The sequence below is a fragment of the Mesorhizobium sp. M1406 genome (assembly GCF_040317555.1).
Lineage (GTDB): Bacteria > Pseudomonadota > Alphaproteobacteria > Rhizobiales > Rhizobiaceae > Mesorhizobium.
In genome coordinates, this window is record NZ_JAMYKW010000004.1 from 1 (window position 1) to 23,834 (window position 23,834).

Sequence of the window (23,834 nt, forward strand, 5' to 3'; positions counted from 1 at the left end):
CAACGAAGCCATCGTCGAAACCTCCAGAATCAACAATGGCAGCTACAGAATCACATACGATTCAACCGCATCAAGCCATTTTCCGCCTTCGCTTCTTCACACTTGACCACAGCACGAAGCAAATGTGTGCGCACGCTAGCCCCCTGTGGGAGAAGGTGGCCGAGCGAAGCTCGGTCGGATGAGGGGTGTTCCAGCTTGGCAAAGACGGTACTCCGTCCAACACCCCTCAACCGTCTCGGCGCTGCGCGCCGATCCACCTTCTCCCGCAGGGGGAGAAGGAATGAGCTACGGCATCAGCTGGTACTCATACAGCTTCTGGTAAAGCCCGCCTTGCCTGAGCAAGGTCTTGTGCGGACCGCTTTCCACCACCTTGCCGGCTTCGAGCACCACGATCGTGTCGGCCTGGTGCACGGTCGACAGGCGATGCGCGATGACGATCGTCGTGCGCCCTTCCGTCAATTGCTGCAGCGCGTCGCGGAAGAGCGCTTCCGATTCGGCGTCGAGCGCGCTGGTCGCTTCGTCCAGGAGCAGGATTTCGGCATTGCGCAACATGGCGCGCGCGATCGAAATCCGCTGGCGCTGGCCGCCGGAAAGCAGTGCGCCGTTTTCGCCTACCTCGGTCTCGTAGCCTTTCGCCTGCGCGCGGATGAACTCATGCGCGTTGGCCGCCCTGGCGGCGGCGATCACCTCTTCGTCGGTCGCGCCCTCGCGCCCAAGCCGGATGTTGTGCATGATCGTGCCGGCAAACAGGAACGTGTCCTGGCTGACATAGGCGATCTTTTCCCGCAGCGAGGCAAGCGTCGCATGGGATATAGCCTGGCCATCGAGCAGCACCCTGCCGCTCCGCGGGTCGTACATGCGCATGATCAGGTTCAAAATCGTCGATTTGCCGCCGCCGGAAGGCCCGACCAGCGCCGTCATCTTGCCGGGCGCAAGGGTCAGGTCGAACCTGTCCAGCACCGGCGGGCCATTCTGATAGGCGAAGCTGACGGCGTCGAATTTGATCTCGCCCGGACCGGCCAGAAGCGGCTTTGCATCCGGCTTCTCGGCCAGCGTCAGCGGCTCGTCGGCCAGTTGGAACATCATGCGCACGCCGACGATGCCGCTCTCCAGTGAGATGCGCACGCGCGCAAGGCGCTTTGCCGGTTCATAGGCGAGCAGCAGTGCCGCGATGAAAGCCATGATGCCGCCCGGTGTCTGGCCGCCCTCCAGCACCATGAAGCCGCTGACCATAACGGCGCCCGCGATTGCCAGCCCGGCGAGCGTCTCCATCACCGGACTGGTGATCGCCTCCAGCGTGGCGATGTTGTTGGCCCGGTTCTCGACATCCGACACCGCCTTGAACATGCGCTTGCGCATCACGCCTTCGAGGTTGAAGGATTTGACCACGCGCACGCCGATCGCGGTTTCCTGCATCACCTGCACGATCTGGCCGACCGAGCGGAACTCCATAGCGGCGAACTTGCGCACGCGCTTCAGGATGCGGTTGACCCCATAGATGGCCAGGGGACCGACGATGAAGCAAATCAGGGACAGCGCCGGCTGTTGCACGATCATGACCAGCACAAGGGCAACCAGGGTCACCAGATCCCGCACATAGGACGTGACGATGAGGTCGAGCACGTTGCGCGCCGCTTGCGCGTTGTTGGTCATGCGGGTGATCAGGTCTGATGACGAGGTCGAGTGATAGAACTCGATGCCTTGCGCCAGGACGCGATCGTAGATCTTGCGTTGCCGTTCGGCGATGATGGCGTTGCCGACCCGGCTCATGAAATAGGCCTGGACGAAATTGGCGATGCCCTTGACGATGAAGATCGCGGCGACCGCCAGAGCAATCATGTTGACGCGATCGATCCTTTTGTCGACCACGAATTCATTGGTGATTTCGCGCAGGATCCATGCGCTGGCAGCCGTCATGCCGGCCACCACCAGCATCGACAGGACGGCGGCGCCGTAGCCAAACATATGCTGACGGAAGGATTCCCGAAGCAGCCTCACAACGAGGCGCTGGTTCTCCGTCGAGCGGAAAAAACGAAACAAATGGCTGGTCCTTGAAACCGCGACAACGAAGGCGGCTTATAGAGGGAGTTGCGGCCGGATGGAACCATAGGCAGATGCGGCGGACAAACCACTGTTGCAAGCGGCATCGACGGGATGCGATTTTCGGCCTCGGCCACATCAGATGATTCTTTTGACGGGATGACGACAGATGGATTTTGACCTTATCGTTCGCGGCGGCACATTGCCTGATGGCAGGGTAGCCGACATCGGCATCACCGGTGAGACGATCGCGGCGATCGAGCCCACACTGCAGGGTGCCGCGCGAACCGAGATCGATGCCCGTGGCAATCTGGTCTCCGCGCCCTTCGTCGACCCGCATTTCCATATGGACGCGACGCTCTCCTACGGCATTCCGCGCATCAACGCGTCGGGCACGCTGCTCGAAGGCATTTCGCTGTGGGGGGAACTAAAGCCGCTTTTGACGCATGAGGCGGTGCGCGACCGCGCGTTGGCCTACTGCGACTGGGCGGTATCGATGGGCCTGCTCGCCATCCGCACCCATGTCGATGTCTGCGATGACCGCCTGCTGGCGGTCGAGGCCCTGCTCGAGGTCAAGAAGACGGTCGCCCCTTACATCGATCTGCAACTGGTCGCCCTTCCGCAGGACGGGTTCTACCGCTCGCCGACGGCACGGGAAAACACCCTCCGCGCGCTGGACATGGGCGTCGATATTGTCGGCGGCATCCCGCATTTCGAGCGCACCATGGCCGACGGCACGCGCTCGGTAACGGAATTGTGCGAGATCGCGGCCAGGCGCGGCCTGATGGTCGACCTGCATTGCGACGAGACCGATGATCCGCTGTCGCGTCACATCGAGCAGCTTGCCCATGAGACGCAACGCCTCGGGCTGCACGGCAAGGTCGCCGGCTCGCACCTCACCTCGATGCATTCGATGGACAATTACTACGTCTCGAAGCTGCTGCCGCTGATCGCCGAAGCCGGTGTCTCGGCCATCCCCAACCCGCTGATCAACATCATGCTGCAGGGCCGCCACGACACCTTCCCGAAGCGCCGGGGTATGACCCGGGTCAAGGAAATGCAGGCGCTCGGCATCCGCGTCGGCTGGGGCCAGGATTGCGTGCTCGATCCCTGGTATTCGCTGGGCACCGCCGACATGCTCGACGTCGCCTTCATGGGGCTGCACGTCGCCCAGATGTCGAGCCCGGCCGACATGGCGCGCTGCTTCGACATGGTCACCAATGTCAACGCGTCGATCATGGGCCTCGATCATCTCGGCCTGGCGGTCGGCAAGCGCGCCAGCCTTGTCGTCCTCGATGCCGGCAATCCGGTCGAGGCCCTGCGCCTGCGCGCCGAACGCCTGTGCGTCATCGCCAGGGGCAAGGTGGTGGCGGAGAGGACGAAGCAGGAGACCAGGCTTTCGATCGATGGAAGGCCGGGAATGGTGAACCGGCGGCACATATCCAGCTAGAGCGGGTCACCGTTTCGCGGAAACGGCGAACCACTCCTAGCTCTTTGTTTTGACGCAATTCCGGACAGAAAACCGTTTCACACTTTTCCTGGAATTGCTCTAGATACAGCCGATTCCCGGCGCTGGTCTTACCGATTGCCCGAATTCTCCTCGTCAAAGCCGCCGCTTCCGTCTACGACGCGGCTTGCATGGGGAGGAATCGGGATCGGCATGTCGCAGCCCGTGGCGCAGAATTCCACAGTCAGGAACGTGCTTTTGGCCGGCATTCTGCTGATGCTGGCCGGCGACTTCCTGTTTGCGCTGAACGACGCAATGGGCAAGTGGCTGGTCGCCAGCTTCTCCGTCGGTCAGGTGGTGCTGATCCGGTCCATTGGTGCCTTCTTCGTGCTTGGCCCGATGATCGCCCATCAGGGCACGGCCAAACTGTTCCGCATGGAGCGCCTGGAGCTGCAGCTGCTGCGCGTTGTCATGACCACGCTCGACACCGCGCTCTTCTATGCCGCCGTCGTCTATCTGCCGCTTGCCGATGTCATGAGTTTCTACATGGCCGGGCCGATCTACGTTGCGGCACTCTCGCACCTCCTGCTTGGTGAAAAGGTCGGCTGGCGCCGCTGGATGGCGATCCTGCTCGGCTTCTGCGGTGTGCTGATCATGCTCAAACCGTCCTCGGCGGCGTTCTCGCTGTCATCGGGGTTTGCGCTCGTCGGCAGTATCTCCTTCGCCTTCGCCATCATTCTCAATCGCCGGCTGCGCGGCACCAGCGACACCAATCTGGTGACATGGCAGACCATCGGCACGCTGCTGGTCGGCGGCGTGCTGACCATCGGCGCCTGGCAGACGCCGTCAGCGCTCGATTTCGGCGCCATGCTGCTGCTCGGCATTGTCTCCTGCGGCGCGCATCTGATGATCACCAGGGCGCTCAAGCTGGCTCCGGCCTCGACACTGGCGCCGCTGCACTACACGCTGCTCCTGTGGGCGGTCGTCTTCGGGCTGGTGTTCTTCGGCGACGTTCCGGGCCCGCGCATCCTGATCGGCTCGGGCATCGTCGTTCTCGCCGGCCTGTTCATCTTCCACCGCCAGAAAGTGGTAGAGACCACGGTGCCGCCGGAAAACGTGCCGAAGGGCGTGAACTAATTTAGTCCAGGCTCAGCCCTGACGTATGGCCGCCAGATGCCTTGAAAATTCGGGGGTCTCCATCAGTGCCTTGCAGCGCGCGAACCGACCATCGGCATAGGCGCGGAAATCATCGACCGGATTGTTGTTGGCGAGCTGGATCAGCCCCCACAGCGTCCACAACAGATCGCACATCGCCTTGTAAATCACGACGCGGCCGCGCTCAGTCGGTCGGGCCTCGCCGCCGAAATAGGCGCGCATCATCTCTTCATCCTGCGCCGTGTCGAATTTGCCTTCCACGCTGAGGTCGCCAAGGTCCCAGAGCGGGTCGTTCATGCCCGAATATTCCCAGTCGACGATCCACATCCGCTCGCCGGTGTCGAGGAAGTTCTCGCACAGCGGGTCACAGTGGCAGGCGACGAGCGGCAGCGGATGGGCGGCGAGCGCCGACCGCACGGTCTCGGCCTCGCGCACCACGTCATGGTAGCCGGCGGGCAGGGCGACATCCTTGGTCGACAGCACCTTGAGATAATCGTCGATCATCGCAAACAATTCGAAGCGGAAGGGAAACACTGCACCGGAACCGTGCAGCTTGCGGAGGGCCTCGCCCGCACGGGCCGGACTGCCCGGCTGAAGCCTGAATTTCTCCGGCGACATGGTTTCGGCGCCGGCGATGAAGCGCGTCACCATCACGCCGGTGCCCGGGTCCACATGCAGCACCTGCGGACTGACCCCTGCCTTTGCCGCCTCGCGCGCCGCTACCGCTTCATTGGCACGGTTGATGTATTCCTCGGTGCCTTTGCCGGGGATGCGCAGGCAGAAGTCGCCGGCCCTGAACACCAGATTGGTGAGACCGCCGAGCCGTTCAATTGGCCCGGTGTAGCCGGCCAGCATGGGAATGGCGTCCAGGGTCGCACGCACTTCGTCTGTCACCATGCCTGCGCCCCCCACGCTGTTATTTGTCGCAGCGACGGTTCCACAATTTTCATGCTTTGGCTATCATCCGTAAAAGGGCCAAGGAATGGCGGACAGGACAAGAGTGGCGGACAGCAAACATCAGGGCGCACTTGCCGAGGCCTACGCGGCCAAGCGGCCGGAAGAAGTCGCGGCGCTCTACGACCGTTGGTCGCAGACCTATGACGCCGACATGTCGGCCGCCGGCTATCGCCATCCGACCATCTGCCTCGCGCTGCTGGCCCGCCATCTGCCGCGCGGTTCAGCCCCGCTGCTCGACGCCGGGGCCGGCACCGGGCTGATCGGCGAATGGTTGAACATCGCCGGCTATCCCCAGGTCGAGGCGCTCGACATTTCACAAGGCATGCTCGATCAGGCCGCGCGCAAAGGCGTCTATTCGGCGCTTCATTGCCTGCCTCTCGGCGGTCATCTGCCTTTTGCCGACGGCGCCTATGCCGGGATCATCTCGGCCGGCGTCTTCACCTCCGGCCATGTCGGCGTCGACGGGCTGGACGAACTGATCCGCATCTGCCGTCCGGGTGGCATCATCGTGCTGACGGTCAAGAACACGCTATGGGATCAGGGCTTTGCCGCACGCATCGCCGAACTCGAGACGCAAGGCCTCGTCAGCCGCGTCGAGGAAACACGGCCTTATGTTTCGATGCCGGGCGAGGCCGACACCGTGCCCAGCCGCGGTCTCGCTTTGCGCGTAAATTAGGCCTTCACTCTCTCCGCTGCCGGATCATACATCGGCTCGAGATGGATCTTCGCCGGCGTCCGTTCCATCGCGACCACCAGTTCGTACTCGCCCGAGGCGAGAAAATCGTCGCTGACGCCATCGGCGTTGCGCACATAGCCGTAGCCGATGTTCCTGCCCACCGTGTAGCCATAACCGCCACTGGTGAGATAGCCGACCGGCTCGCCATCGCGCAGGATGGTCTCGCGGCCGAGCAGCACGATCTCCGGATCATCGACCGTGAAGCCGGCAAAGCGTTTCTTAAGTGCCATGCCGCTGGCCGTCTCGAGCGCCTGCCGTCCGACGAAATCCGTGTTCTTGCGCAGCTTGACCGCCCAGCCGAGGCCGGCTTCCTGCGGCGTGTCGTTGGGCGTGATATCGGAGCCCCAGGCGCGATAGCCTTTTTCCAGCCGCAGCGATTCCAACGCGCGGTAGCCGACGGGGCGGATATCATGCGCCTTGCCAGCTGCCATCAACGCGTCGAACACTTCGCCGGTGGCCGCGATCGGCACATGCAGTTCCCAGCCGAGTTCGCCGACATAGGTGACACGCAGTGCCCGAATTGTGTGGCCGGCGATGGCAATCTCGCGCACATGGCCGAACGGGAAGCTTGCGTTCGACACGTCTGCATCGGTCACGCCAGCCAGCACATCTCGTGCGCGTGGTCCCATCAGCGACAGTGTGCCGAAATCCTCGGTGACATCGATAAGCGTGGCATTGAGCCCTTCGCCGATATGATCGCTGATCCATGACAGATCATGCGTGCGGAAGCCTGTGCCGGTGACGATGTAGAACTTCTCCTCGGCCAGCCGCGCCACCGTCAGGTCGGCCTCGATGCCGCCGCGTGTGTTGAGAAGCTGCGTGTAGGTCAGCCGGCCGACCGGCTTGCTGACGTCGTTGGCGCAGATCCAGTCCAGCGCCTTCAGCGCGTCGGGCCCGCTCAGCTCATATTTGGCAAAGGACGATTGATCGAAGATGCCGACCTTTTCGCGCACGTGCCGGTGCTCGTCGCCGACCGCCGCGAACCAGTTCTGCCGGCCCATCGAATAGATGTCCTGCGGCTCGACGCCTTGCGGTGCGAACCAGTTCGGCCGCTCCCAGCCGAGCTTCGAGCCGAATACGGCGCGCTGCTGTTTCAGCCTCTCGTAAAGCGGCGAGACGATACGGGGCCGCCCGCTGAGGTACTCCTCATGTGGAAAGCCGATCGTATAGTGCTTGCCATAGGCCTCCAGCGTGCGGTCGCGGACCCACTGCCGATCACGGTGCAGATTGGAAAAGCGCCTGATGTCGACCACCCACAGGTCGAGCGGCGCCTCGCCATCGACCACCCACTGCGCCAGCACCCAGCCGGCGCCGCCGCCCGACGCTATGCCGAAGGCATTGAAGCCGGCGCCCACGAACATGTTGGCGCATTCGGGCGCTGTGCCCAGGATGAAATTGCCGTCAGGCGTAAAACTTTCCGGGCCGTTGATCATCTGCTTGACGCCGACGGTTTCCAGCGCCGGCACACGCGCGATCGCTTGCACCATGTGCTGCTCGAAATGGTCGTAGTCGTCGTCGAACAGCCGGAACTCCCAATCATTGGGCACATCGCCCCCGGGGAGATCAGTCGTCCAGGCTTGCGGGTTCGGCTCATAGCCGCCCATCACCAGTCCGCCGACCTCCTCCTTGAAATAGGTGCGCCGGTCCGGGTCACGGATGGTCGGCGCGTCGGACGCCAGTCCGTCGATCTTCTCGGTGATGATGTACTGGTGCTTCACCGGCTGCAGCGGCACGTTGATGCCGGCCATCGCGCCGACCTGCCGCGCCCATTGCCCGGCGCAGTTGACCACCTTGTCGCAGGCGATGTCGCCCTTGCTGGTCTTCACCACCGTGATGCGGCCGTCCTTCATCTCGAAGCCGGTGACGCGGACATCCTCGAACAGTTTCGCGCCATGCATGCGCGCGCCCTTGGCCAGCGACTGCGTGATATCGGATGGGCTCGCCTGGCCGTCGGTCGGCAGCCAGGAAGCGCCGACAAGATCGCCGGTTTCCATGAGCGGCCACATGGCCTTGACCTCCGCCGCCGACAGCAGTTGCATGTCCATGCCGAAGCTTTTCGCCGTCGTCGCCAGCCTTTTGTACTCGATCCAGCGGTCGGCATTGGTGGCGAGCCTGAGGCACCCGGTCATCTTCCAGCCGGTGGCAAGGCCGGTCTCGGCCTCAAGTCCCTTGTAGAGGTCGACGGAGTATTTCAGCACGCGGGTGATCGAGGCCGACGAGCGCAGCTGCCCGACCAGGCCGGCCGCGTGCCAGGTCGAGCCCGAGGTCAGCTTGCCCTGCTCCAGCAGCACCACGTCGGCCTTGTGGTCGCGCGCCAGGTGATAGGCTGTCGAACAGCCGATGATGCCGCCGCCAATGACGACAATGGCGGCCTGGCTCGGCAATGTCATGATTTCGGTGTCCCGTACTTCGTTCTGTAGTTTTCCAGCGCGGCGTCGAGCCGCGTCAGGTTTTCCTCGGTGTAGGCGACGTAGTCGATGCCGGGCGCGTCGAGATAGAGCTCGGACACCATGCTCCACATCGCCTCGCGCAGCAGCGAGGCGCATTGCATGGCCGCGTGCGAGCGGCGGATCGCCTCGTCCGGTTCCTTCATGAAATACGCGGTCAGGAAGGCGAAGGATTCCTCGTCGCTCATGCCGGCGTTGGAGGCCACGCCGGCGAGGTCGAACATCGCCGTGTTGAAGCCGGCATATTCGAAGTCGATCAGCCACAGCCTGTTGCCATCGTCGAGAATGTTGGCCGGCAACAGATCGTTGTGGCCAAAGACGATCGGCAACAATTTCTGCGCGCGCTCCAGTTCGTCTGCCAGGGTCAGCAGGCGCGGCAAGTCGCTGCGCTTGCGGCTGCCGCCTTCTTCAAGCGTGCGCGCATAGTCGCGGATGACATGGAACACCCAGAACATGAAGCCGGCACCTGAGACGTGATTGGGCATCTCGCGATGGAAGGCGCGCATCAGCGCCGCGATACGACCAAGATTGGTGCGCACATCTTCCGCCTGAAAGGTTTTGGCGTCGACAAACTCCGTCACAAGGATGCCCAGCTCGGCATGGATGACGGCCGGTGCGAAACCGGCGGCATGGGCCGCCCGCGCGGTCATCACCTCGCGCTCGCGAAAGACATGGTGGAACGGATAGTCCCTGCCGAAGCGCACGACATGTTTGCCGGCCGCGTCCGTGACCACATAGTTGGCGTTGCTCAAACCGCCGGGCAGTGGTGCGATTTCGATGCCGCCGGTCCAGCAGGACAGGGCGCGGATGCGTTCTTCGGCGGTCACGGAATGATCCCTGGTTTGCTGGGGTTCGATAAGGTGCCATGGACAGCGCAACGACGGCGGGGAGAAACGCAAAAAATCTCGTCGGTGCGGGATGCCAGGATCGGTATCCCGCACCGCACCGACGAGCCCCTGGCCAGGTTTTTGAGCCCCGGCATCCGCCCCCGCGGATCTGAAAATTCGTTGCGCCTGGCACGTTGCAAACGGCCCGGTGCGTGAGTTGCGGCTCTGCCATCACCCTCCCGTTGCAGTTCCGAACCCTGTCTTGATTTCACGCCAGGGTTGCTCGGTTGTCAAGAAAAAGATGTGACCTTTTTTGGGTGTTTTGCCCGAAACCATAAGGTACCTCCTTTAAAAGCGCTTGAATTACCTTAGAATCGGTCAAAGTCTAAGTTCGGGGAACCAAATGGCTCAATCCAAACGCCACGGCGAGATCCTGCGGCTGCTGCAGGAAGAAGGCACCGTCACCATCGCCAGCCTAGCCGACCGGCTGGGCGTGTCGCTCGAGACCGTGCGCCGCGACGTCAAGCCGCTCACCGGCGACGGCTCCGTCCTCAAGATGCATGGCGCCATCGGCCTGCCGTCGATGGTAGGCGAAGCGCCGTTCGAGCGGCGCATGCGTGAGAATGCCGATGCCAAGCGCGTCATTGCCCGCATGGTCGCTGGCACCATCCGCGACGGCGAATCGATCATGCTCGACACCGGCACGACAACCTCGTTTCTGGCCCGCGAGCTGCTCGGCCATCGGCGCCTGACGGTCGTCACCAACTCATCGGATATCGCGCGCACGCTGGCCACCATCAACGGCAACAAGGTCTACATGGCAGGCGGCGAATTGCGCAGCGATTCCGGCGCTGCCTTCGGCGCCTCGGCCATCGACTTCGTCAGCCGCTTCTCGGTCAGCCACGCCATCATTTCCACCGGTGCCGTCGATGCGGTGATGGGGGTCATGGACTATGATCTGGAAGAGGCCGAATTCGCGCGCATGGTGCTATCGCGCGGCCAGCGTTCGCTCGTCATCACCGATCACTCGAAGTTCGGCCGCCTTGGTCTGGTCCAGGTTTGCGGCTTCGACAGTTTTTCCGAGATCGCCACCGACCGGTCGCCGCCGCGCGATATAGCCGCGGCCCTGGCGCAGGCCGGCGCGCGGCTCAGCATCGTCGGCGCGGAGAGCGGGTTCTGATCCAGCCAACTTACGCCGACGATTTGGCCGGCACTTCCCACCGCCGCCTCCGCCGTGTTTAGTCCGGCCATGGCTTTCACCATCCGCCAGTTGCAGTTCTTCATCGCCGTGGCCGAGCAAGGCACGGTCTCGGGTGCCGCGCAGAACCTCTCGATCTCGCAATCTTCGGTCACCGAGGCGATCAAGGAACTCGAAAGCGATCTCGGTGTCGAATTGTTCGAACGCCATCCGCGCGGCCTCAACATCACCCATAAGGGCCATCAGTTTCTGCGCCATGCCACCAAGATCCTCGCCGACGTCTCCGACGCACGCCGTTCTTTCTCAGGCGAACAGGCGGTGGCGGGCGGGCGGCTGCAGCTGGGCGTCACCTCGCTGGTCGCCGGTTATGTGCTGTCGGATCTGCTCGCCCGCTACCGCCGCGCCTATCCCGGCGTCGAGGTCTCGGCCATCGAGGATAATGGCGATTATCTCGAGCATCTCTTGATCGGCGGCAAGCTCGACATTGCCGTCATGGTCACCTCCAATTTGCGCGACCGCACCGCGCTGCAGTCGGAAATCCTCGAAGTCTCGGCCTATCGGCTGTGGCTGCCGCTCGGCCATCCGCTCGCCAGCGCCGACATCATCAGCATTGGCGACATTGCCTCCGAAACGCTGATCATGCTGACCGTCGATGAGATCGAGGAAAACACCGGCAAGCTGCTGACGGCAATCGGCGCCAAGCCGCATGTCGCCTTCCGCACCCGTTCCGTCGAGGCCGTGCGCAGTCTGGTCGCGACCGGCGCCGGCGTGGCGCTGTTGCCCGACCTCGTCTACCGGCCCTGGTCGCTGGAAGGCGACCGCATCGAATCGCGTGACATTTCGGGCTCCTTGCCCGTGGTGCAGGTCGGCATGGTCTGGCGGCGCGGCTCCGGCCTGCCGCAGGCGGCGCGCGATTTCATCGGCCTTGCACAGTCGCAACGGACGGTCCGTCAGCGTGTCTGAGAGGTCGGCCGCCGACCTATCGGAAAAACCGATATCGACCTTCTGATAAATGAATTTGCGAAACCGGAATTTTCCAAGCACTTTCCGTTCAGGGACCAAAGCCGCCATCAGAGCGGCATCAAGCCCAACGGACGAACTGACTTTTTCAGTCCGCGCGTGACCCCTAGCGAAGACCGAAACCGGCTTTCGCAGTCAGGCGCCAAAATGGGAGATCGACGATGAATTCATTCCTCAAGTCATGCACTGCCTTGACGGTCGCGCTGACCTTTACCGGTCAGGCCGTCGCCCAGGTCAAGGAACTTGGCAAGGGCGAGGGTCAGGTCAACATCGTTGCCTGGCCGGGCTACATCGAGCGCGGCGAAACCGACAAGGGCTATGACTGGGTGACCTCCTTCGAGAAGGAGACCGGCTGCAAGGTAAACGTCAAGACGGCCAACACCTCCGACGAGATGGTCTCGCTGATGAACGAGGGTGGTTTCGACCTCGTCACCGCTTCGGGCGATGCCTCACTGCGCCTCGTTGCCGGCAAGCGGGTGCAGCCGATCAACACCGATCTTATCCCAAGCTGGAAGACTGTCGACGAGCGCCTCAAGGACGCGCCGTGGTTCACCGTCGGTGGCGTCCACTATGGCGTTCCCTACCAGTGGGGACCAAACGTCCTGATGTATAACACCGACGTGTTCAAGGAGGCTCCCAAGAGCTGGAACGTCGTGTTCGAAGAGATGAAGCTGCCGGACGGCAAATCCAACAAGGGGCGCGTGCAGGCCTATGACGGGCCGATCCACATCGCGGATGCCGCCAACTATCTGATGTTCCACAAACCGGAACTCGGCATCAAGGATCCTTATGAACTGAACGAGGACCAGTACAAGGCAGCGCTCGAATTGCTGCGCGTCCAGCGCACGCTGGTCGGCCGCTACTGGCATGATGCCGCCATCCAGGTCGACGATTTCCAGAACGAAGGCGTCGTCGCTTCCGGTTCGTGGCCGTATCAGGTCAACACGCTGGTCGCCGCCAAGAAGCCGGTCGCTTCGACCATTCCGGAGGAGGGCGCGACCGGTTGGGCCGACACCACGATGATGGAAGCCGACTCGGCCAATCCCAACTGCGCCTATATGTGGATGGAACACTCGCTGTCGCCGAAGGTGCAGGGCGATGTCTCGGCCTGGTTCGGTTCGCTGCCCGTCGTGCCCGCCGCCTGTAAGGGCAATGAGCTTTTGACCGACGAAGGCTGCAAGACCAACGGCTATGAGAATTTCGGGAAGATCAAGTTCTGGAAGACGCCGGTGTCGAAATGCGCCACCCAGAACGACAAGTGCGTGCCCTACTACCGCTGGGTGTCGGACTATATCGGCGTCATCGGCGGGCGGTAAGCGCCCTTACCCTCCCCCTTGTGGGGAGGGTCGACGCGCAGCGGCGGGGTGGGGGGTCGCGCGGACACGATTTTGCCTATGAGGCCACCCTCAACCCTCGGCCTCCCCCATCGAGGGGGAGGTGTAGTGGCGCGCGAAATTCGCCATCCGCTGCCATGATTTGCAGGCGAGGGTGATCGACAGAACTGAACCGGCAACAGACTGACAGCCCATGACCTCCGCCGTCTCCTTCCAGAAAGCCTCGCGCCATTTCGGCATCGTTCGCGCCGTCGACGCGGTCGATCTCGACATCGCGCCAGGCGAGTTCTTCGCCATGCTTGGGCCGTCCGGTTCCGGCAAGACCACCTGTCTGCGCCTCATCGCCGGCTTCGAGCAGCCGACATCGGGCTCGATCTCGATCTTCGGCGAACGCGCCGAGGGCGTCCCGCCCTATCGCCGCAACGTCAACACCGTGTTCCAGGACTATGCGCTGTTCCCGCATCTGAACGTGCTCGACAACGTCGCCTACGGGCTGATGGTCAAAGGCGCCGGCAAGGCTGAACGGCACAAGGCTGCGGAAGAGGCGCTGGCGCTGGTGCGGCTGCCCGGCTATGGCGCCCGCCGCCCCGGCCAGCTTTCCGGCGGCCAGCGCCAGCGCGTCGCGCTCGCCCGCGCGCTGGTCAACCAGCCCAAGGTGCTGCTGCTCGACGAGCCGCTTGGCGCGCTCGACCTCAAATTGCGCGAGAATATGCAAGAGGAGCTGAAGTTGCTGCAGAAGGCCCTTGGCATCACCTTCGTCTTCGTCACGCACGACCAGGGCGAGGCGCTGTCGATGGCCGACCGCGTCGCCGTCTTCAACGATGGCAAGATCATGCAGATCGGCACGCCGGAAGATATCTACCAGCGGCCGAAGACCCGCTTCGTCGCCGATTTCGTCGGCTCATCGAATGTACTGCCGCCGGATTTCGTCCAGCGCTATTCCGGCCAGCATCGCTGGGGCAGCCTGCGCCCTGAATCCATTCGCGTCGGACGAGCGGCCAGCGGGGTCATAGGTGGCGAAGGCGTGCCCGCCCGCCTCGTCTCGACCAATTATCTCGGCGCCACGACGAAGCTGGCGCTCGACGCCGACGGGCTGCGGCTGCACGCCATCGTGCCGGCCGGCACGGCTTTGCCGAGGGAAGGCGAGGCGGTCGTGCTCACCTTCAACCGCGAGCATCTGCATCTGATGGACGAGCCGGCATGAGACTCGACGCCGCCATGCCGCGTGCAACGGCCCCCGCCATCCTGCCGGGCAGCGGCGGCTTGCGCGGCGCGTTGTCGGACCTCTTCTGGCGCAAGCCGAGGGTCCTGCTGCTGCTCATGCTGCTGCCGCCGGTGCTGTGGCTCGGCATCGTCTATATCGGCTCGCTGTTCGCGCTGCTGGCGCAGAGCTTTTTCTCCATTGACGAGTTTTCCGGCCTGATCAACCGCCAGTTCACCTTGAAGACCTATGGCGACCTGTTCCAGGCCGCCAATCTCGACATCATCCTGCGCACGGTGACGATGGCGGCTCTGGTCACGCTGGCCTCCGCCGTCATCGCTTTCCCCATCGCCTACTACGCGGCGCGTTATGCGCGCGGCCGCTGGAAGGCGCTGTTCTATTTCGGCATCATGCTGCCGCTGTGGTCGAGCTACCTGGTCAAGATCTACGCCTGGAAGCTGATTCTGGCCAAGGAGGGCATCCTCACCTGGCTGCTCGCCAAACTGCAGCTGTCGTGGGTGCTCGACGCCTGGCTGTCGCTGCCGGTCATCGGCGGCAATTCGCTGTCGGTGTCGTTCACCGGCACCTTCATCGTCTTCGTTTATGTCTGGCTGCCTTTCATGATCCTCCCCGTTCAGGCGGCGCTCGAGCGGGTGCCCGGCAATCTGGTCGAGGCCTCGTCCGATTTGGGGGCTTCGCCGGGACAGACCTTCCGCAACGTGCTGTTCCCGCTGGCGTTGCCGGGTATCGTCGCTGGATCGATCTTCACCTTCTCGCTGACATTAGGCGACTACATCATCCCGCAGATCATCGGCACCTCGCGGCTGTTCATCGGCCAGGCGGTCTATTCGCAGCAAGGCACCGCCGGCAACATCCCGCTCGCCGCGGCCTTCACAGTGGTGCCGATCGTCATCATGGGGTTCTATCTCTGGGGCGCCAAGCGCATGGGAGCCTTCGATGCGCTCTGATCGCGGCCAATCCGCTCCGCTCGGCCTGAAGATCGCCGCTGCCTGCGGGTTGCTGTTCCTGCATTTGCCGATCCTGCTGATCTTCGTCTATGCCTTCACCACCGAAGAGAAGAGTTTCGTCTGGCCGCCGCCGGGGCTGACGACGCAATGGTTCGCCGTCACGTGGAACCGGCCTGACGTCTGGCAGGCGCTGTCGCTGTCGGTCAGGGTTGCCGTGATCTCGACGGCGATTGCGCTGATCCTCGGCACGCTCTGTTCGGCGGCGGTGTCGCGGACAAAATTCTTCGGCCGCGAAACCATCTCGCTGCTGGTCATCCTGCCGATCGCGCTGCCCGGCATCATCACCGGCATCGCGCTGCGCTCGGCCTTTTCGCTGGCCGACATCCCGTTTTCGTTCTGGACGATCGTGCTCGGCCACGCCACCTTCTGCGTCGTTGTCGTCTACAACAATGCGGTCGCCCGTTTTCGCCGAACATCGGGCTCGATGATCGAGGCGTCGATGGATCTTGGTGCCGACGGCTTCCAGACCTTCCGCCATGTCGTGCTGCCCAACATCGCCACCGCGCTGCTGGCCGGCGGCATGCTGGCCTTCGCTTTGTCCTTCGATGAGGTCATCGTCACCACTTTCACCGCCGGCCAGCAGCAGACGCTGCCGATCTGGATGCTGGAAGAGCTGATCCGTCCGCGCCAGCGCCCGGTCACCAATGTCGTCGCCATGGTCGTGGTGCTGGTGACGCTGCTGCCGATCCTTGCCGCCTATTACCTCACCCGCGACGGCGACCAGATCGCTGGAAGCGGCAAATGAAAAACAGCGAATAGGGAGTAGCGAATAGCGAATAGGGAATTTCGACGGTCAAGCCCTACTCGCTATTCGCTACTCGCTACTCGCTCCTGTTAAGGGAGAAACCTTATGGACACCCAGATGCTGATCGGCTCGAAATTCGAGAAGGGCACCGAAACCGAGGAACCGATCCTCAATCCGAAGACCGGGGCGACCATCCTCAACCTGCCCGAAGCCAGCCAGGCGCAGATCGAGGCGGCGGTGCTGGCGGCCGAAAAGGCGTTCGTCTTGTGGTCGCGCACCACGCCGGCGCAGCGCTCGGGCTATCTCCTGAAGATCGCCGACCGCATCGAGGCCGACGCAAAAGAGTTCGCCACGCTTGAGGCGCTGAACTGCGGCAAGCCGATCAATGCCGTGCTCAACGATGAGATTCCGGCCATCGTCGACTGCTACCGCTTCTTTGCCGGCGCCGTGCGCTCGATGCCGGGCGTCGTTGCCGGCGAATACATTCCAGGCCACACATCGATGGTCCGCCGTGACGCCATCGGCATCGTCGCTTCCATCGCGCCGTGGAACTACCCGCTGATGATGATGGCCTGGAAGCTGGCGCCGGCCATCGCCGGCGGCAACACCGTCGTCTTCAAGCCGTCCGAGCAGACACCGCTGACCGCGCTGAAGCTGGCGAAGATACTTGCCGAAATCCTGCCCGAGGGCGTCGTCAATGTCGTGCTCGGCCGCGGCGACAGCGTCGGCAACACGCTGATCAACCACCCGAAGGTCAACATGATCTCGATCACCGGCGATGTCGCCACTGGCAAGAAGGTACTGCAGGCGGCGGCCAAGTCGGTCAAGCGCACGCATCTCGAGCTCGGCGGCAAGGCTCCGGTCATCGTCTTCGACGACGCCGACCTCCGCTCGGTGGTCAACGGCTTGCGTGCCTTCGGCTACTACAATGCCGGCCAGGACTGCACCGCCGCCTGCCGCATCTATGCCGGCAAGAAGATCTACGACAAGCTCGTCGCCGATCTCTCGTCGGCTGTCTCGACCATCAAGTACAACCGTCCAGACGACACCGAAAACGAGATCGGGCCGCTGATCTCGCGCCGCCAGCGTGACCGTGTCTCGAGCTTCGTCGAGCGCGCCTCGGAACTGAAGCACATCGAGATCACCACCGGTGGCAAACCGGGCGAGGGCTCTGGTTTCTATTACCAGCCGACCGTGGTCGCCGGCGCCCTGCAGGAAGACGAGATCGTGCGGCGCGAGGTGTTCGGGCCAGTCGTCTCGATCACCCGTTTTTCGGAAGTCGACGAGGCGGTGAACTGGGCCAATGACAGCGACTACGGCCTGGCGTCGTCGGTGTGGACCAAGGACGTGTCGCGCGCCATGGCGACGGCCGCACGTCTCCAGTACGGCTGCACCTGGATCAACACCCATTTCATGCTGACCAACGAGATGCCGCATGGCGGACTGAAACAGTCCGGCTACGGCAAGGACATGTCGCTCTACGCGCTGGAGGATTACACCGCCGTCCGCCACGTGATGGTTGCGCATAGCTAGCGCCTTCCCTTCTCCCCGTTTACGGGGAGAAGGTGGCACGAAGTGACGGATGAGGGGCGGCGCGACGCTTCCAAAGCTGGCTCTGCCCCTCATCTGCCTGCCGGCATCTTCTCCCCGTAAACGGGGCGAAGACCGCTACTCCACGATTCGGTAGATGTTCCACAGGCTGGTGCCCGACACGACGTAGGGCTCGATCTCCTTGCCCCATTTGGCGTGCGCGTCGATCTTGCCGATCTTGGCGAAGAACGCCTCCAACTGGGCCAGGCTCTCGACCTGGTGGTGCGACTCGACCGTCGCTTCCCGGGCGCCGATCGAACCGGTCATGATCTGGAATTCCAGCTCGGCGAGGCCGACCTGCGAGCCGATCTCGCGTTCCCATTTCTTCAACAGGTCGAGCACGGTCTGCTTGTGCCCGAACTTGGCGTCGATCTGCCATCTGGCGCTGAACATTGTCTTCTCCTCCAGGGTTGCGGCCAGAGCATGATCTCGAAAAAGGGAAACCGGTTTTCTGAAAAGATCATGCCCCAGCACGGAAACAGAGCTATCCCGCTTCAATCGGGATGAATGAACAGGCTCTGCGGTTGACCTACTCGTCCCAGGCCTGCACGACGGTCTGCCGTGCAATCAGCCCGTTCTTCAGCTCCAGCATCGCGGCGCAGAACACCTTGGTGCCGTCCGGATAGGCGCAGGCCTGGGTGAAGGCCAGGCTGTCGCCCTCGGCGATGGTGGTGTCGACCTTGTGGGTCATCGCCCGGCTGCAGATGTCGTCCCAGAATGTGCTGATCGCCGCGCGCCCGCGAATCTCGCGCGGCTTGCTCGGCGGGTTGTTGCGGTCGATCACCCGCACCAGCGCGTCGTCGGCGTAGAAGCTCGACAGCATCCTGCTGTCACGGCCTTCGATCGCCTTCTTGATCGCCGCGCCATTCACTGTTTGGGTCTTGGTCAGCATTTCATCCTCCATTGGCCCGTCTTCCGACCGGGCGGTTGATGGGTCGAAGTGCTGCCCGGCGCTCATCGCCGGGCAGTGATTTCTTCACTGCGACTTGGCCTTGACGGCCGCGAACACGTCGTCGGTCTGCTTCTTGAAGGTCGTCAGATCGACCTGGCTGCCATTGAGTATCGTCGACCAGTGGCGCACGATCGCCGCCATAGCCACCGCCTCCACGCGGTCCAACTCGGCCACGGCTCGCCCACCGGTCAGGAACTCCTCGATCGGGTCGGCCACCCGATCGACATCGCCGGTCCAGATCGGATGATCGCGCCCGGGAATCTCGACCAGCCGCGCATTCGGGATCTTTTTGGCCAGGTAGCGGCTGGCGTCAGGATCGACCCGCGCATCGTTGCGGCGATGAATGAGCAGCGTCGGCGCGCTGATCGCCGCCAGCATGCCGCGCACGTCGATCCCGGCGTTCATGCGCGCCAGCGCCGCGGCCGCCGTCGGGCTCGCCGACAATCGTTCGAAGCGTGCCCACCACTGTGCGAAATGCACGTCGTCGACCCGGCTCGGCGCGAAATTGGGTAAAGTTGCGCCGGTACCCCAGGCTGTCTCAGCCATCTCGATGAAAGCATCGAGGCGTTCGGGCGACATCACCCATTTGTGGAAATGCGCATAACCGCCATAGAGCGCCAGCGCCCGCGTCCGCTCCGGATACATGGCGGCGAACAGCATCGCCATCGGCGCGCCTTCGGAGGCGCCGAGCAACGCTGCACGGCCGCTGCCGGCGGCGTCCATCACCGCGCGCACATCGTCCATCCGGGTTTCGAGACTGGGCAGGTGGTGGGCGTCGACTCGATCGGACAGACCGGTGCCGCGCTTGTCGAACAGGATCAGCCGCGAGAACGCCGAAAGCCGCCTCAGGAGCCTGGTATAACCTTCGTCTTCCCAGTGCAGGTCGAGGTTGGAAATGAAGCCCGGCACGAAGACGAGATCGAACGACCCCTGGCCGACCACCTGATAGGCGATCCGCACATCGCCGCTGTGGGCGTATCGGGTCTCGATCGGCCTCACGAGGTTTCCGCCCGGCCTGACGATTTCTGGTCGTCAACCATAGCAGAACAGCGTCGATCGCGGCAGTTTAAACTTTAGCGACAGCGAATATAGGCCGGCAAGATTCGACGGCTACTTTTGCGAGGCGGCGACGTCGGCGGGGAAGGCCTTGAGCCCGAGTTTGAGGTCGGCCTCAGCCGGGGTGATCGGCCGCTTGATCTTGACGGAGGCGGCCACCACCAACTCGTTGAAGTTCTCGGTGCCGGCGTCCAGCATTTGGAACAGTTGCAGCCGCATCCTCGGCTCCCAGAACTTGTTGATGTGCTCTGCGACGCCGGCAATGCCTTCCTCGCGTGGCTTGGAGTGGAAGAAATCGGCGATCTGGTTTGCCATGCGCACCAGCTTCTCGCGGGTGCTCATGATGTGTTCTTCGTCATGCGACATGCTTGGCAACTCCGCAAACCACCCGGCCGGGGTGGGTGAAAATATCAAAATCGTCGCCGCGAACCAGCGCCACCAGCGTCATGCCGGCCTCTTGCGCCGTGCGGATGGCAAGTGCGGTCGGCGCCGAGACGGCGATGATCAAGGCCGAGCCGATCGCCGCCGTCTTCTGCACCATTTCGACCGACACCCGCGACGTCACCACGACAGCACCGGATGCGCCATCGATGCCGGCCCTGGCAAGCGCGCCGGCCAGCTTGTCCAGCGCATTGTGACGGCCGACATCCTCGCGCGCCATGACGATGCCCTTGCCCGGTACATAGAAGCCGGCGGCGTGCACGGCTCCGGTCTCGGTGTGAAGCGGCTGCACTTTCGACAGAAGCTTGACCGAGCGAACGATATCGTCGGCATCAAGTGTAAGTTTCGACGCACCGACTTCGTCGACCGAGCGCATCGCTTCCTCGATCGATTCGATGCCGCAGAGCCCGCAGCCGACCGGGCCGGCCAGTCGTCTGCGCCGCGCCTCGAAGCGCGTGTTGGCGGTGTCCTTCAGCCTGATCTGGATGTCGATACCGGCGCCATGATCCTCGACCTCGATGGCCTCGATCTCCTCCGGCGTAGCAATGATGCCTTCGGTCAGCGAGAAGCCGAGCGCGAAATCCTCGAAATCGGCCGGGCTTGCCATCATCACCGCATGGGTCGTGCCGGCAAAGGAGAACGCCACCGGCGTCTCTTCCGGCACCATGCGGTCGGCAGCCGTCGTCCCGACCGCGCGGCGCGCCAGCCGCGATACCTGCGTCGTGGCTTTGCGACGCGCGCTCAAGACTATTCCGCCGCTTCCAGCTTCGCGATGCGACGGCTGTTGCGTGCCTGCTCGTCATAATCGCGCTGCCATTCCGACGGTCCGTTGGAGGCGCCGACCTGCACCGCCGTCACCTTGTATTCCGGACAATTGGTCGCCCAGTCCGAGAAGTCGGTCGTGATCACGTTGGCCTGCGTGTCCGGATGATGGAACGTCGTGTAGACGACGCCGGGCGACACCCTGTCGGTGATCAGCGCGCGCAGCGTCGTCTCGCCCGAGCGGCTGGTCAGCCGGACCCAGTCGCCGTCACGCAGTCCGCGATTCTCGGCATCGTGCGGGTGAATCTCCAGCCGGTCCTCGCCGTGCCACATGATGTTGTCGGTGCGCCTAGTCTGCGCGCCGACATTGTACTGCGACAGAATGCGGCCGGTGGTGAGCAGCAGCGGGAAGCGTGGCCCCGTCCTCTCGTCCGTCGCCACATATTCGGTACGGATGAACTTGCCCTTGCCGCGCACGAACGCATCGATATGCATGATCGGGGTGCCGAACGGCGCCTTCTCATTGCAGGGCCATTGCACGGATCCGACACGGTCGAGCAATTCGAAGGAGACACCGGCGAAGCTCGGCGTCGTCATCGCGATCTCGTCCATGATCTCGGAAGGATGCTGATAGTTCCAGTCCAGCCCGATCGCGCGGGCAAGCTCCTGCGTCGCCTCCCAATCGGCGTAGCGCGCCTTCGGCTCCAGAACCTTGCGCACCATGTTGATGCGACGCTCTGCGTTGGTGAAGGTGCCGTCCTTCTCCAGGAAGGTCGAGCCCGGCAGGAAGACATGCGCGTAGTTCGCCGTCTCGTTGAGGAAGAGGTCGTGCACGACGACGCATTCCATCGCGGCGAGGCCGGCTGCGACATGCTTGGTGTCGGGGTCGGACTGAAGAATGTCCTCTCCCTGGATGTAGATACCCTTGAAGCTGCCGTCGACGGCGGCATCCAGCATGTTGGGAATGCGCAGGCCGGGTTCGTCGTCCAGCTTCACCCCCCACAGGGTCTCATAGATGTCGCGCACGGCTTCGCCGGAGATGTGGCGATAGCCCGGCAGTTCGTGCGGGAAGGAGCCCATGTCGCAGGAGCCCTGCACATTGTTCTGGCCGCGCAGCGGGTTCACGCCGACGCCCGGCCGGCCGATATTGCCGGTGGCCATGGCGAGGTTGGCGATCGCCATCACCGTGGTTGAACCTTGGCTGTGTTCCGTCACGCCCAGGCCATAATAGATCGCGCCGTTGCCCCCGGTGGCGTAGAGACGAGCCGCGCCGCGGATCGCCTCGGGATCGACGCCGGACAGCTTGCCGACTGTTTCGGGGCTGTTCTCCGGCAGGGCGACGAATGATGCCCAATCCTGGAACTCGGTCCAGTCGCAGCGTTCGCGGATGAAGGCTTCGTCGAAAAGACCTTCGGTGACGATGACATGCGCAAGCGCCGTCAGTACGGCCACATTGGTGCCGGGCTTCAGCGGCAGGTGATAATCCGCTTCGATATGTGCCGACTTGACCATCTCGGTGCGGCGCGGATCGAGCACGATCAGCTTGGCGCCCTGGCGCAGCCGCTTCTTCAGTCGCGAGGCGAATACCGGGTGGGCGGAAGCGGGATTGGCACCGATGACGACGGCGACGTCGGTGTAGTCGACGGAGTCGAAATCCTGCGTGCCGGCCGAGGTGCCGTAGGTCTGGCCGAGCCCGTAGCCCGTCGGCGAATGGCAGACGCGCGCGCAGGTGTCGACATTGTTGTTGCGGAAGCCCTGCCGCACCATCTTCTGGACGAGGTAGGTTTCCTCGTTGGTGCAGCGCGACGAGGTGATGCCGCCGATCGCGGTGCGTCCGTACTGATACTGGATGCGGCGGAATTCCTTCGCCGTATGGGCGATCGCCTCTTCCCAGCTCACTTCGCGCCACGGATCTGTGATCTTTTCGCGGATCATCGGCGACAGGATGCGGTCCTTGTGGGTGGCGTAGCCATAGGCGAAACGGCCCTTCACACAGGAATGGCCGTGGTTCGCCTTGCCCTCCTTGTAGGGCATCATGCGAATAACCTCGTCGCCCTTCACTTCGGCCTTGAACGAACAGCCGACGCCGCAATAGGCGCAGGTGGTGACGGCCGAGCGTTCCGGCAGGCCCTTGGCAAGCACCGTCTTCTCGCGCAGCGCATCGGTCGGACAAGCCTGCACGCAGGCACCGCAGGACACGCATTCCGAATCGATGAATGCCTCATGCATTCCCGCCGAGACCCTGGATTCGAAACCACGGCCCTCGATGGTCAGCGCGAAGGTACCCTGCACCTCTTCGCAGGCCCTCACGCAACGCGAGCAGACGATGCATTGCGAGGCGTCATAGGTGAAATAGGGATTGGATTCGTCGCGCGCGATATAATCGACTGCCAGCGAGCCATGGCCGGGCGCCACGCCGTTTTCCGGCTTGACGTGGTTGCGGCCCTCGATGCCGTAGCGGTTCTCGGTCAGCCCGATCGACTTCGCCACCGCATCGAATTCGCTGGCGCCGGTTCCGGCCTTTTCGTTCCAGCCGGTCGGATGGTCGGAGACGTAGAGTTCCATGACGCCGCGGCGAATGGCGTCGAGCCGCTCTGTCTGCGTACGCACCACCATGCCCTCGCCGACGGGTGTCGTGCAGGATGCCGGCGTGCCGCCGCGCCCTTCGATCTCGACGAGGCAGACACGGCACGAACCGAAGGAGTCCAGCATGTCGGTGGCGCAAAGCTTCGGGATCTCGACCCCGCCTTCCATCGCGGCACGCATGATCGAGGTGCCTTCCGGGACGGTGATGCTGCGGCCGTCGACATTCAGCGTGACCCGCTTCTGCGCCTTCGATTCCGGGGTTCCATAGTCGATCTCTTCGACGAGGGATGGGAAGTCGGCTTTGATGTTCAT

The 23,834-nt window shown here is 63.3% G+C and carries 20 protein-coding genes; 10 read left to right on the forward strand and 10 right to left on the reverse strand.

Annotated elements, in window-relative coordinates:
- Positions 1-285 precede the first annotated feature (285 nt).
- Entirely contained in the window at positions 286-2,040 is a 1,755-nt protein-coding gene (locus NKH03_RS05275; RefSeq protein ID WP_352967483.1) for an ABC transporter ATP-binding protein, read from the reverse strand.
- A 169-nt stretch (positions 2,041-2,209) separates the two neighbouring features.
- Between NKH03_RS05275 and NKH03_RS05280 the strand changes: the two genes are divergently transcribed.
- Entirely contained in the window at positions 2,210-3,490 is a 1,281-nt protein-coding gene (locus tag NKH03_RS05280; protein ID WP_352967484.1) for an amidohydrolase family protein, read from the forward strand.
- 210 nt (positions 3,491-3,700) lie between these two features.
- A complete protein-coding gene (locus NKH03_RS05285) occupies positions 3,701-4,624 on the forward strand; it encodes a DMT family transporter (RefSeq protein ID WP_352967486.1) in 924 nt (307 codons plus the stop codon).
- Between the two features lie 12 nt (positions 4,625-4,636).
- Here the strand turns inward: NKH03_RS05285 and NKH03_RS05290 are convergent, their stop codons facing one another.
- Entirely contained in the window at positions 4,637-5,539 is a 903-nt protein-coding gene (locus tag NKH03_RS05290; protein WP_352967488.1) for a phosphotransferase, read from the reverse strand.
- Positions 5,540-5,642: 103 nt separating this feature from the next.
- On the opposite strand from NKH03_RS05290, the gene NKH03_RS05295 reads away from it, so the two are divergent.
- Positions 5,643-6,275, forward strand: a complete 633-nt coding sequence (locus NKH03_RS05295; RefSeq protein ID WP_352967489.1) for a class I SAM-dependent DNA methyltransferase — start codon at positions 5,643-5,645, stop codon at positions 6,273-6,275.
- On the opposite strand, the gene NKH03_RS05300 is transcribed toward NKH03_RS05295, so the two are convergent.
- Both NKH03_RS05300 and NKH03_RS05305 read right to left on the reverse strand, forming a co-directional pair.
- Positions 6,272-8,725: a GcvT family protein gene (locus tag NKH03_RS05300; protein WP_352967490.1), complete on the reverse strand. Its 2,454-nt coding sequence runs from the start codon at positions 8,723-8,725 to the stop codon at positions 6,272-6,274. The two genes, NKH03_RS05295 and NKH03_RS05300, sit on opposite strands and share 4 nt — an antisense overlap.
- Entirely contained in the window at positions 8,722-9,609 is an 888-nt protein-coding gene (locus NKH03_RS05305; protein ID WP_352883795.1) for a phosphotransferase, read from the reverse strand. The genes NKH03_RS05300 and NKH03_RS05305 overlap by 4 nt, the downstream gene beginning before the upstream one ends.
- Before the next feature lie 403 nt (positions 9,610-10,012).
- On the opposite strand from NKH03_RS05305, the gene NKH03_RS05310 reads away from it, so the two are divergent.
- The 7 genes from NKH03_RS05310 (at position 10,013) to NKH03_RS05340 (ending at position 17,668) form a co-directional block, all read left to right on the forward strand.
- A complete protein-coding gene (locus NKH03_RS05310; RefSeq protein WP_352868889.1) occupies positions 10,013-10,789 on the forward strand; it encodes a DeoR/GlpR family DNA-binding transcription regulator in 777 nt (258 codons plus the stop codon).
- 69 nt (positions 10,790-10,858) lie between these two features.
- Positions 10,859-11,770 carry a LysR family transcriptional regulator gene (locus NKH03_RS05315; RefSeq protein ID WP_352967491.1) on the forward strand — a complete coding sequence of 304 codons (912 nt, stop codon included), beginning with the start codon at positions 10,859-10,861 and terminating at the stop codon, positions 11,768-11,770.
- A 218-nt stretch (positions 11,771-11,988) separates the two neighbouring features.
- Positions 11,989-13,143, forward strand: coding sequence for an ABC transporter substrate-binding protein (locus NKH03_RS05320; RefSeq protein WP_352967492.1), 1,155 nt, complete (start codon positions 11,989-11,991; stop codon positions 13,141-13,143).
- Positions 13,144-13,354: 211 nt separating this feature from the next.
- Complete coding sequence (locus NKH03_RS05325; protein WP_352967493.1) at positions 13,355-14,365, forward strand: ABC transporter ATP-binding protein; 1,011 nt, start codon at positions 13,355-13,357, stop codon at positions 14,363-14,365.
- A 14-nt stretch (positions 14,366-14,379) separates the two neighbouring features.
- The gene (locus tag NKH03_RS05330; RefSeq protein WP_352967673.1) at positions 14,380-15,330 is read left to right on the forward strand and encodes an ABC transporter permease; all 951 of its coding nucleotides are present in this window, start codon (positions 14,380-14,382) and stop codon (positions 15,328-15,330) included.
- The gene (locus NKH03_RS05335) at positions 15,320-16,135 is read left to right on the forward strand and encodes an ABC transporter permease (protein WP_352868875.1); all 816 of its coding nucleotides are present in this window, start codon (positions 15,320-15,322) and stop codon (positions 16,133-16,135) included. Before NKH03_RS05330 ends, NKH03_RS05335 begins: the two co-directional genes overlap by 11 nt.
- 105 nt (positions 16,136-16,240) lie before the next feature.
- On the forward strand, positions 16,241-17,668 hold the full coding sequence (locus NKH03_RS05340; RefSeq protein ID WP_352868873.1) for a gamma-aminobutyraldehyde dehydrogenase: 1,428 nt from the start codon (positions 16,241-16,243) through the stop codon (positions 17,666-17,668).
- 135 nt (positions 17,669-17,803) lie between these two features.
- Here NKH03_RS05340 and NKH03_RS05345 read toward each other — a convergent pair whose 3' ends face one another.
- The 6 genes from NKH03_RS05345 to fdhF form a co-directional block, all read right to left on the reverse strand.
- Positions 17,804-18,118, reverse strand: a complete 315-nt coding sequence (locus NKH03_RS05345; RefSeq protein ID WP_027039679.1) for a hypothetical protein — start codon at positions 18,116-18,118, stop codon at positions 17,804-17,806.
- 136 nt (positions 18,119-18,254) lie between these two features.
- The gene (locus NKH03_RS05350) at positions 18,255-18,617 is read right to left on the reverse strand and encodes a nuclear transport factor 2 family protein (protein WP_352967495.1); all 363 of its coding nucleotides are present in this window, start codon (positions 18,615-18,617) and stop codon (positions 18,255-18,257) included.
- Positions 18,618-18,701: 84 nt separating this feature from the next.
- A complete protein-coding gene (locus NKH03_RS05355) occupies positions 18,702-19,676 on the reverse strand; it encodes an alpha/beta fold hydrolase (protein WP_352967496.1) in 975 nt (324 codons plus the stop codon).
- Between the two features lie 111 nt (positions 19,677-19,787).
- Positions 19,788-20,099: a formate dehydrogenase subunit delta gene (locus tag NKH03_RS05360; protein ID WP_352872016.1), complete on the reverse strand. Its 312-nt coding sequence runs from the start codon at positions 20,097-20,099 to the stop codon at positions 19,788-19,790.
- Positions 20,089-20,919 carry a formate dehydrogenase accessory sulfurtransferase FdhD gene (fdhD, locus tag NKH03_RS05365; protein ID WP_352872017.1) on the reverse strand — a complete coding sequence of 277 codons (831 nt, stop codon included), beginning with the start codon at positions 20,917-20,919 and terminating at the stop codon, positions 20,089-20,091. The genes NKH03_RS05360 and fdhD overlap by 11 nt, the downstream gene beginning before the upstream one ends.
- A gap of 2 nt (positions 20,920-20,921) precedes the next feature.
- Complete coding sequence (fdhF, locus tag NKH03_RS05370) at positions 20,922-23,834, reverse strand: formate dehydrogenase subunit alpha (RefSeq protein ID WP_352967497.1); 2,913 nt, start codon at positions 23,832-23,834, stop codon at positions 20,922-20,924.

Coding starts and splice junctions, on each gene's coding strand:
- NKH03_RS05290 (WP_352967488.1), bottom strand. CDS start 5,539: ATGGTGACAGACGAAGTGCGTGCGACCCTGGACGCCATTCCCATGCTG.
- fdhF (WP_352967497.1), bottom strand. CDS start 23,834: ATGAACATCAAAGCCGACTTCCCATCCCTCGTCGAAGAGATCGACTAT.
- NKH03_RS05280 (WP_352967484.1), top strand. CDS start 2,210: ATGGATTTTGACCTTATCGTTCGCGGCGGCACATTGCCTGATGGCAGG.
- NKH03_RS05330 (WP_352967673.1), top strand. CDS start 14,380: ATGCCGCGTGCAACGGCCCCCGCCATCCTGCCGGGCAGCGGCGGCTTG.
- NKH03_RS05335 (WP_352868875.1), top strand. CDS start 15,320: ATGCGCTCTGATCGCGGCCAATCCGCTCCGCTCGGCCTGAAGATCGCC.
- NKH03_RS05350 (WP_352967495.1), bottom strand. CDS start 18,617: ATGCTGACCAAGACCCAAACAGTGAATGGCGCGGCGATCAAGAAGGCG.
- NKH03_RS05300 (WP_352967490.1), bottom strand. CDS start 8,725: ATGACATTGCCGAGCCAGGCCGCCATTGTCGTCATTGGCGGCGGCATC.
- NKH03_RS05325 (WP_352967493.1), top strand. CDS start 13,355: ATGACCTCCGCCGTCTCCTTCCAGAAAGCCTCGCGCCATTTCGGCATC.
- NKH03_RS05315 (WP_352967491.1), top strand. CDS start 10,859: ATGGCTTTCACCATCCGCCAGTTGCAGTTCTTCATCGCCGTGGCCGAG.
- NKH03_RS05340 (WP_352868873.1), top strand. CDS start 16,241: ATGGACACCCAGATGCTGATCGGCTCGAAATTCGAGAAGGGCACCGAA.
- NKH03_RS05285 (WP_352967486.1), top strand. CDS start 3,701: ATGTCGCAGCCCGTGGCGCAGAATTCCACAGTCAGGAACGTGCTTTTG.
- NKH03_RS05320 (WP_352967492.1), top strand. CDS start 11,989: ATGAATTCATTCCTCAAGTCATGCACTGCCTTGACGGTCGCGCTGACC.
- NKH03_RS05310 (WP_352868889.1), top strand. CDS start 10,013: ATGGCTCAATCCAAACGCCACGGCGAGATCCTGCGGCTGCTGCAGGAA.
- NKH03_RS05360 (WP_352872016.1), bottom strand. CDS start 20,099: ATGTCGCATGACGAAGAACACATCATGAGCACCCGCGAGAAGCTGGTG.
- NKH03_RS05345 (WP_027039679.1), bottom strand. CDS start 18,118: ATGTTCAGCGCCAGATGGCAGATCGACGCCAAGTTCGGGCACAAGCAG.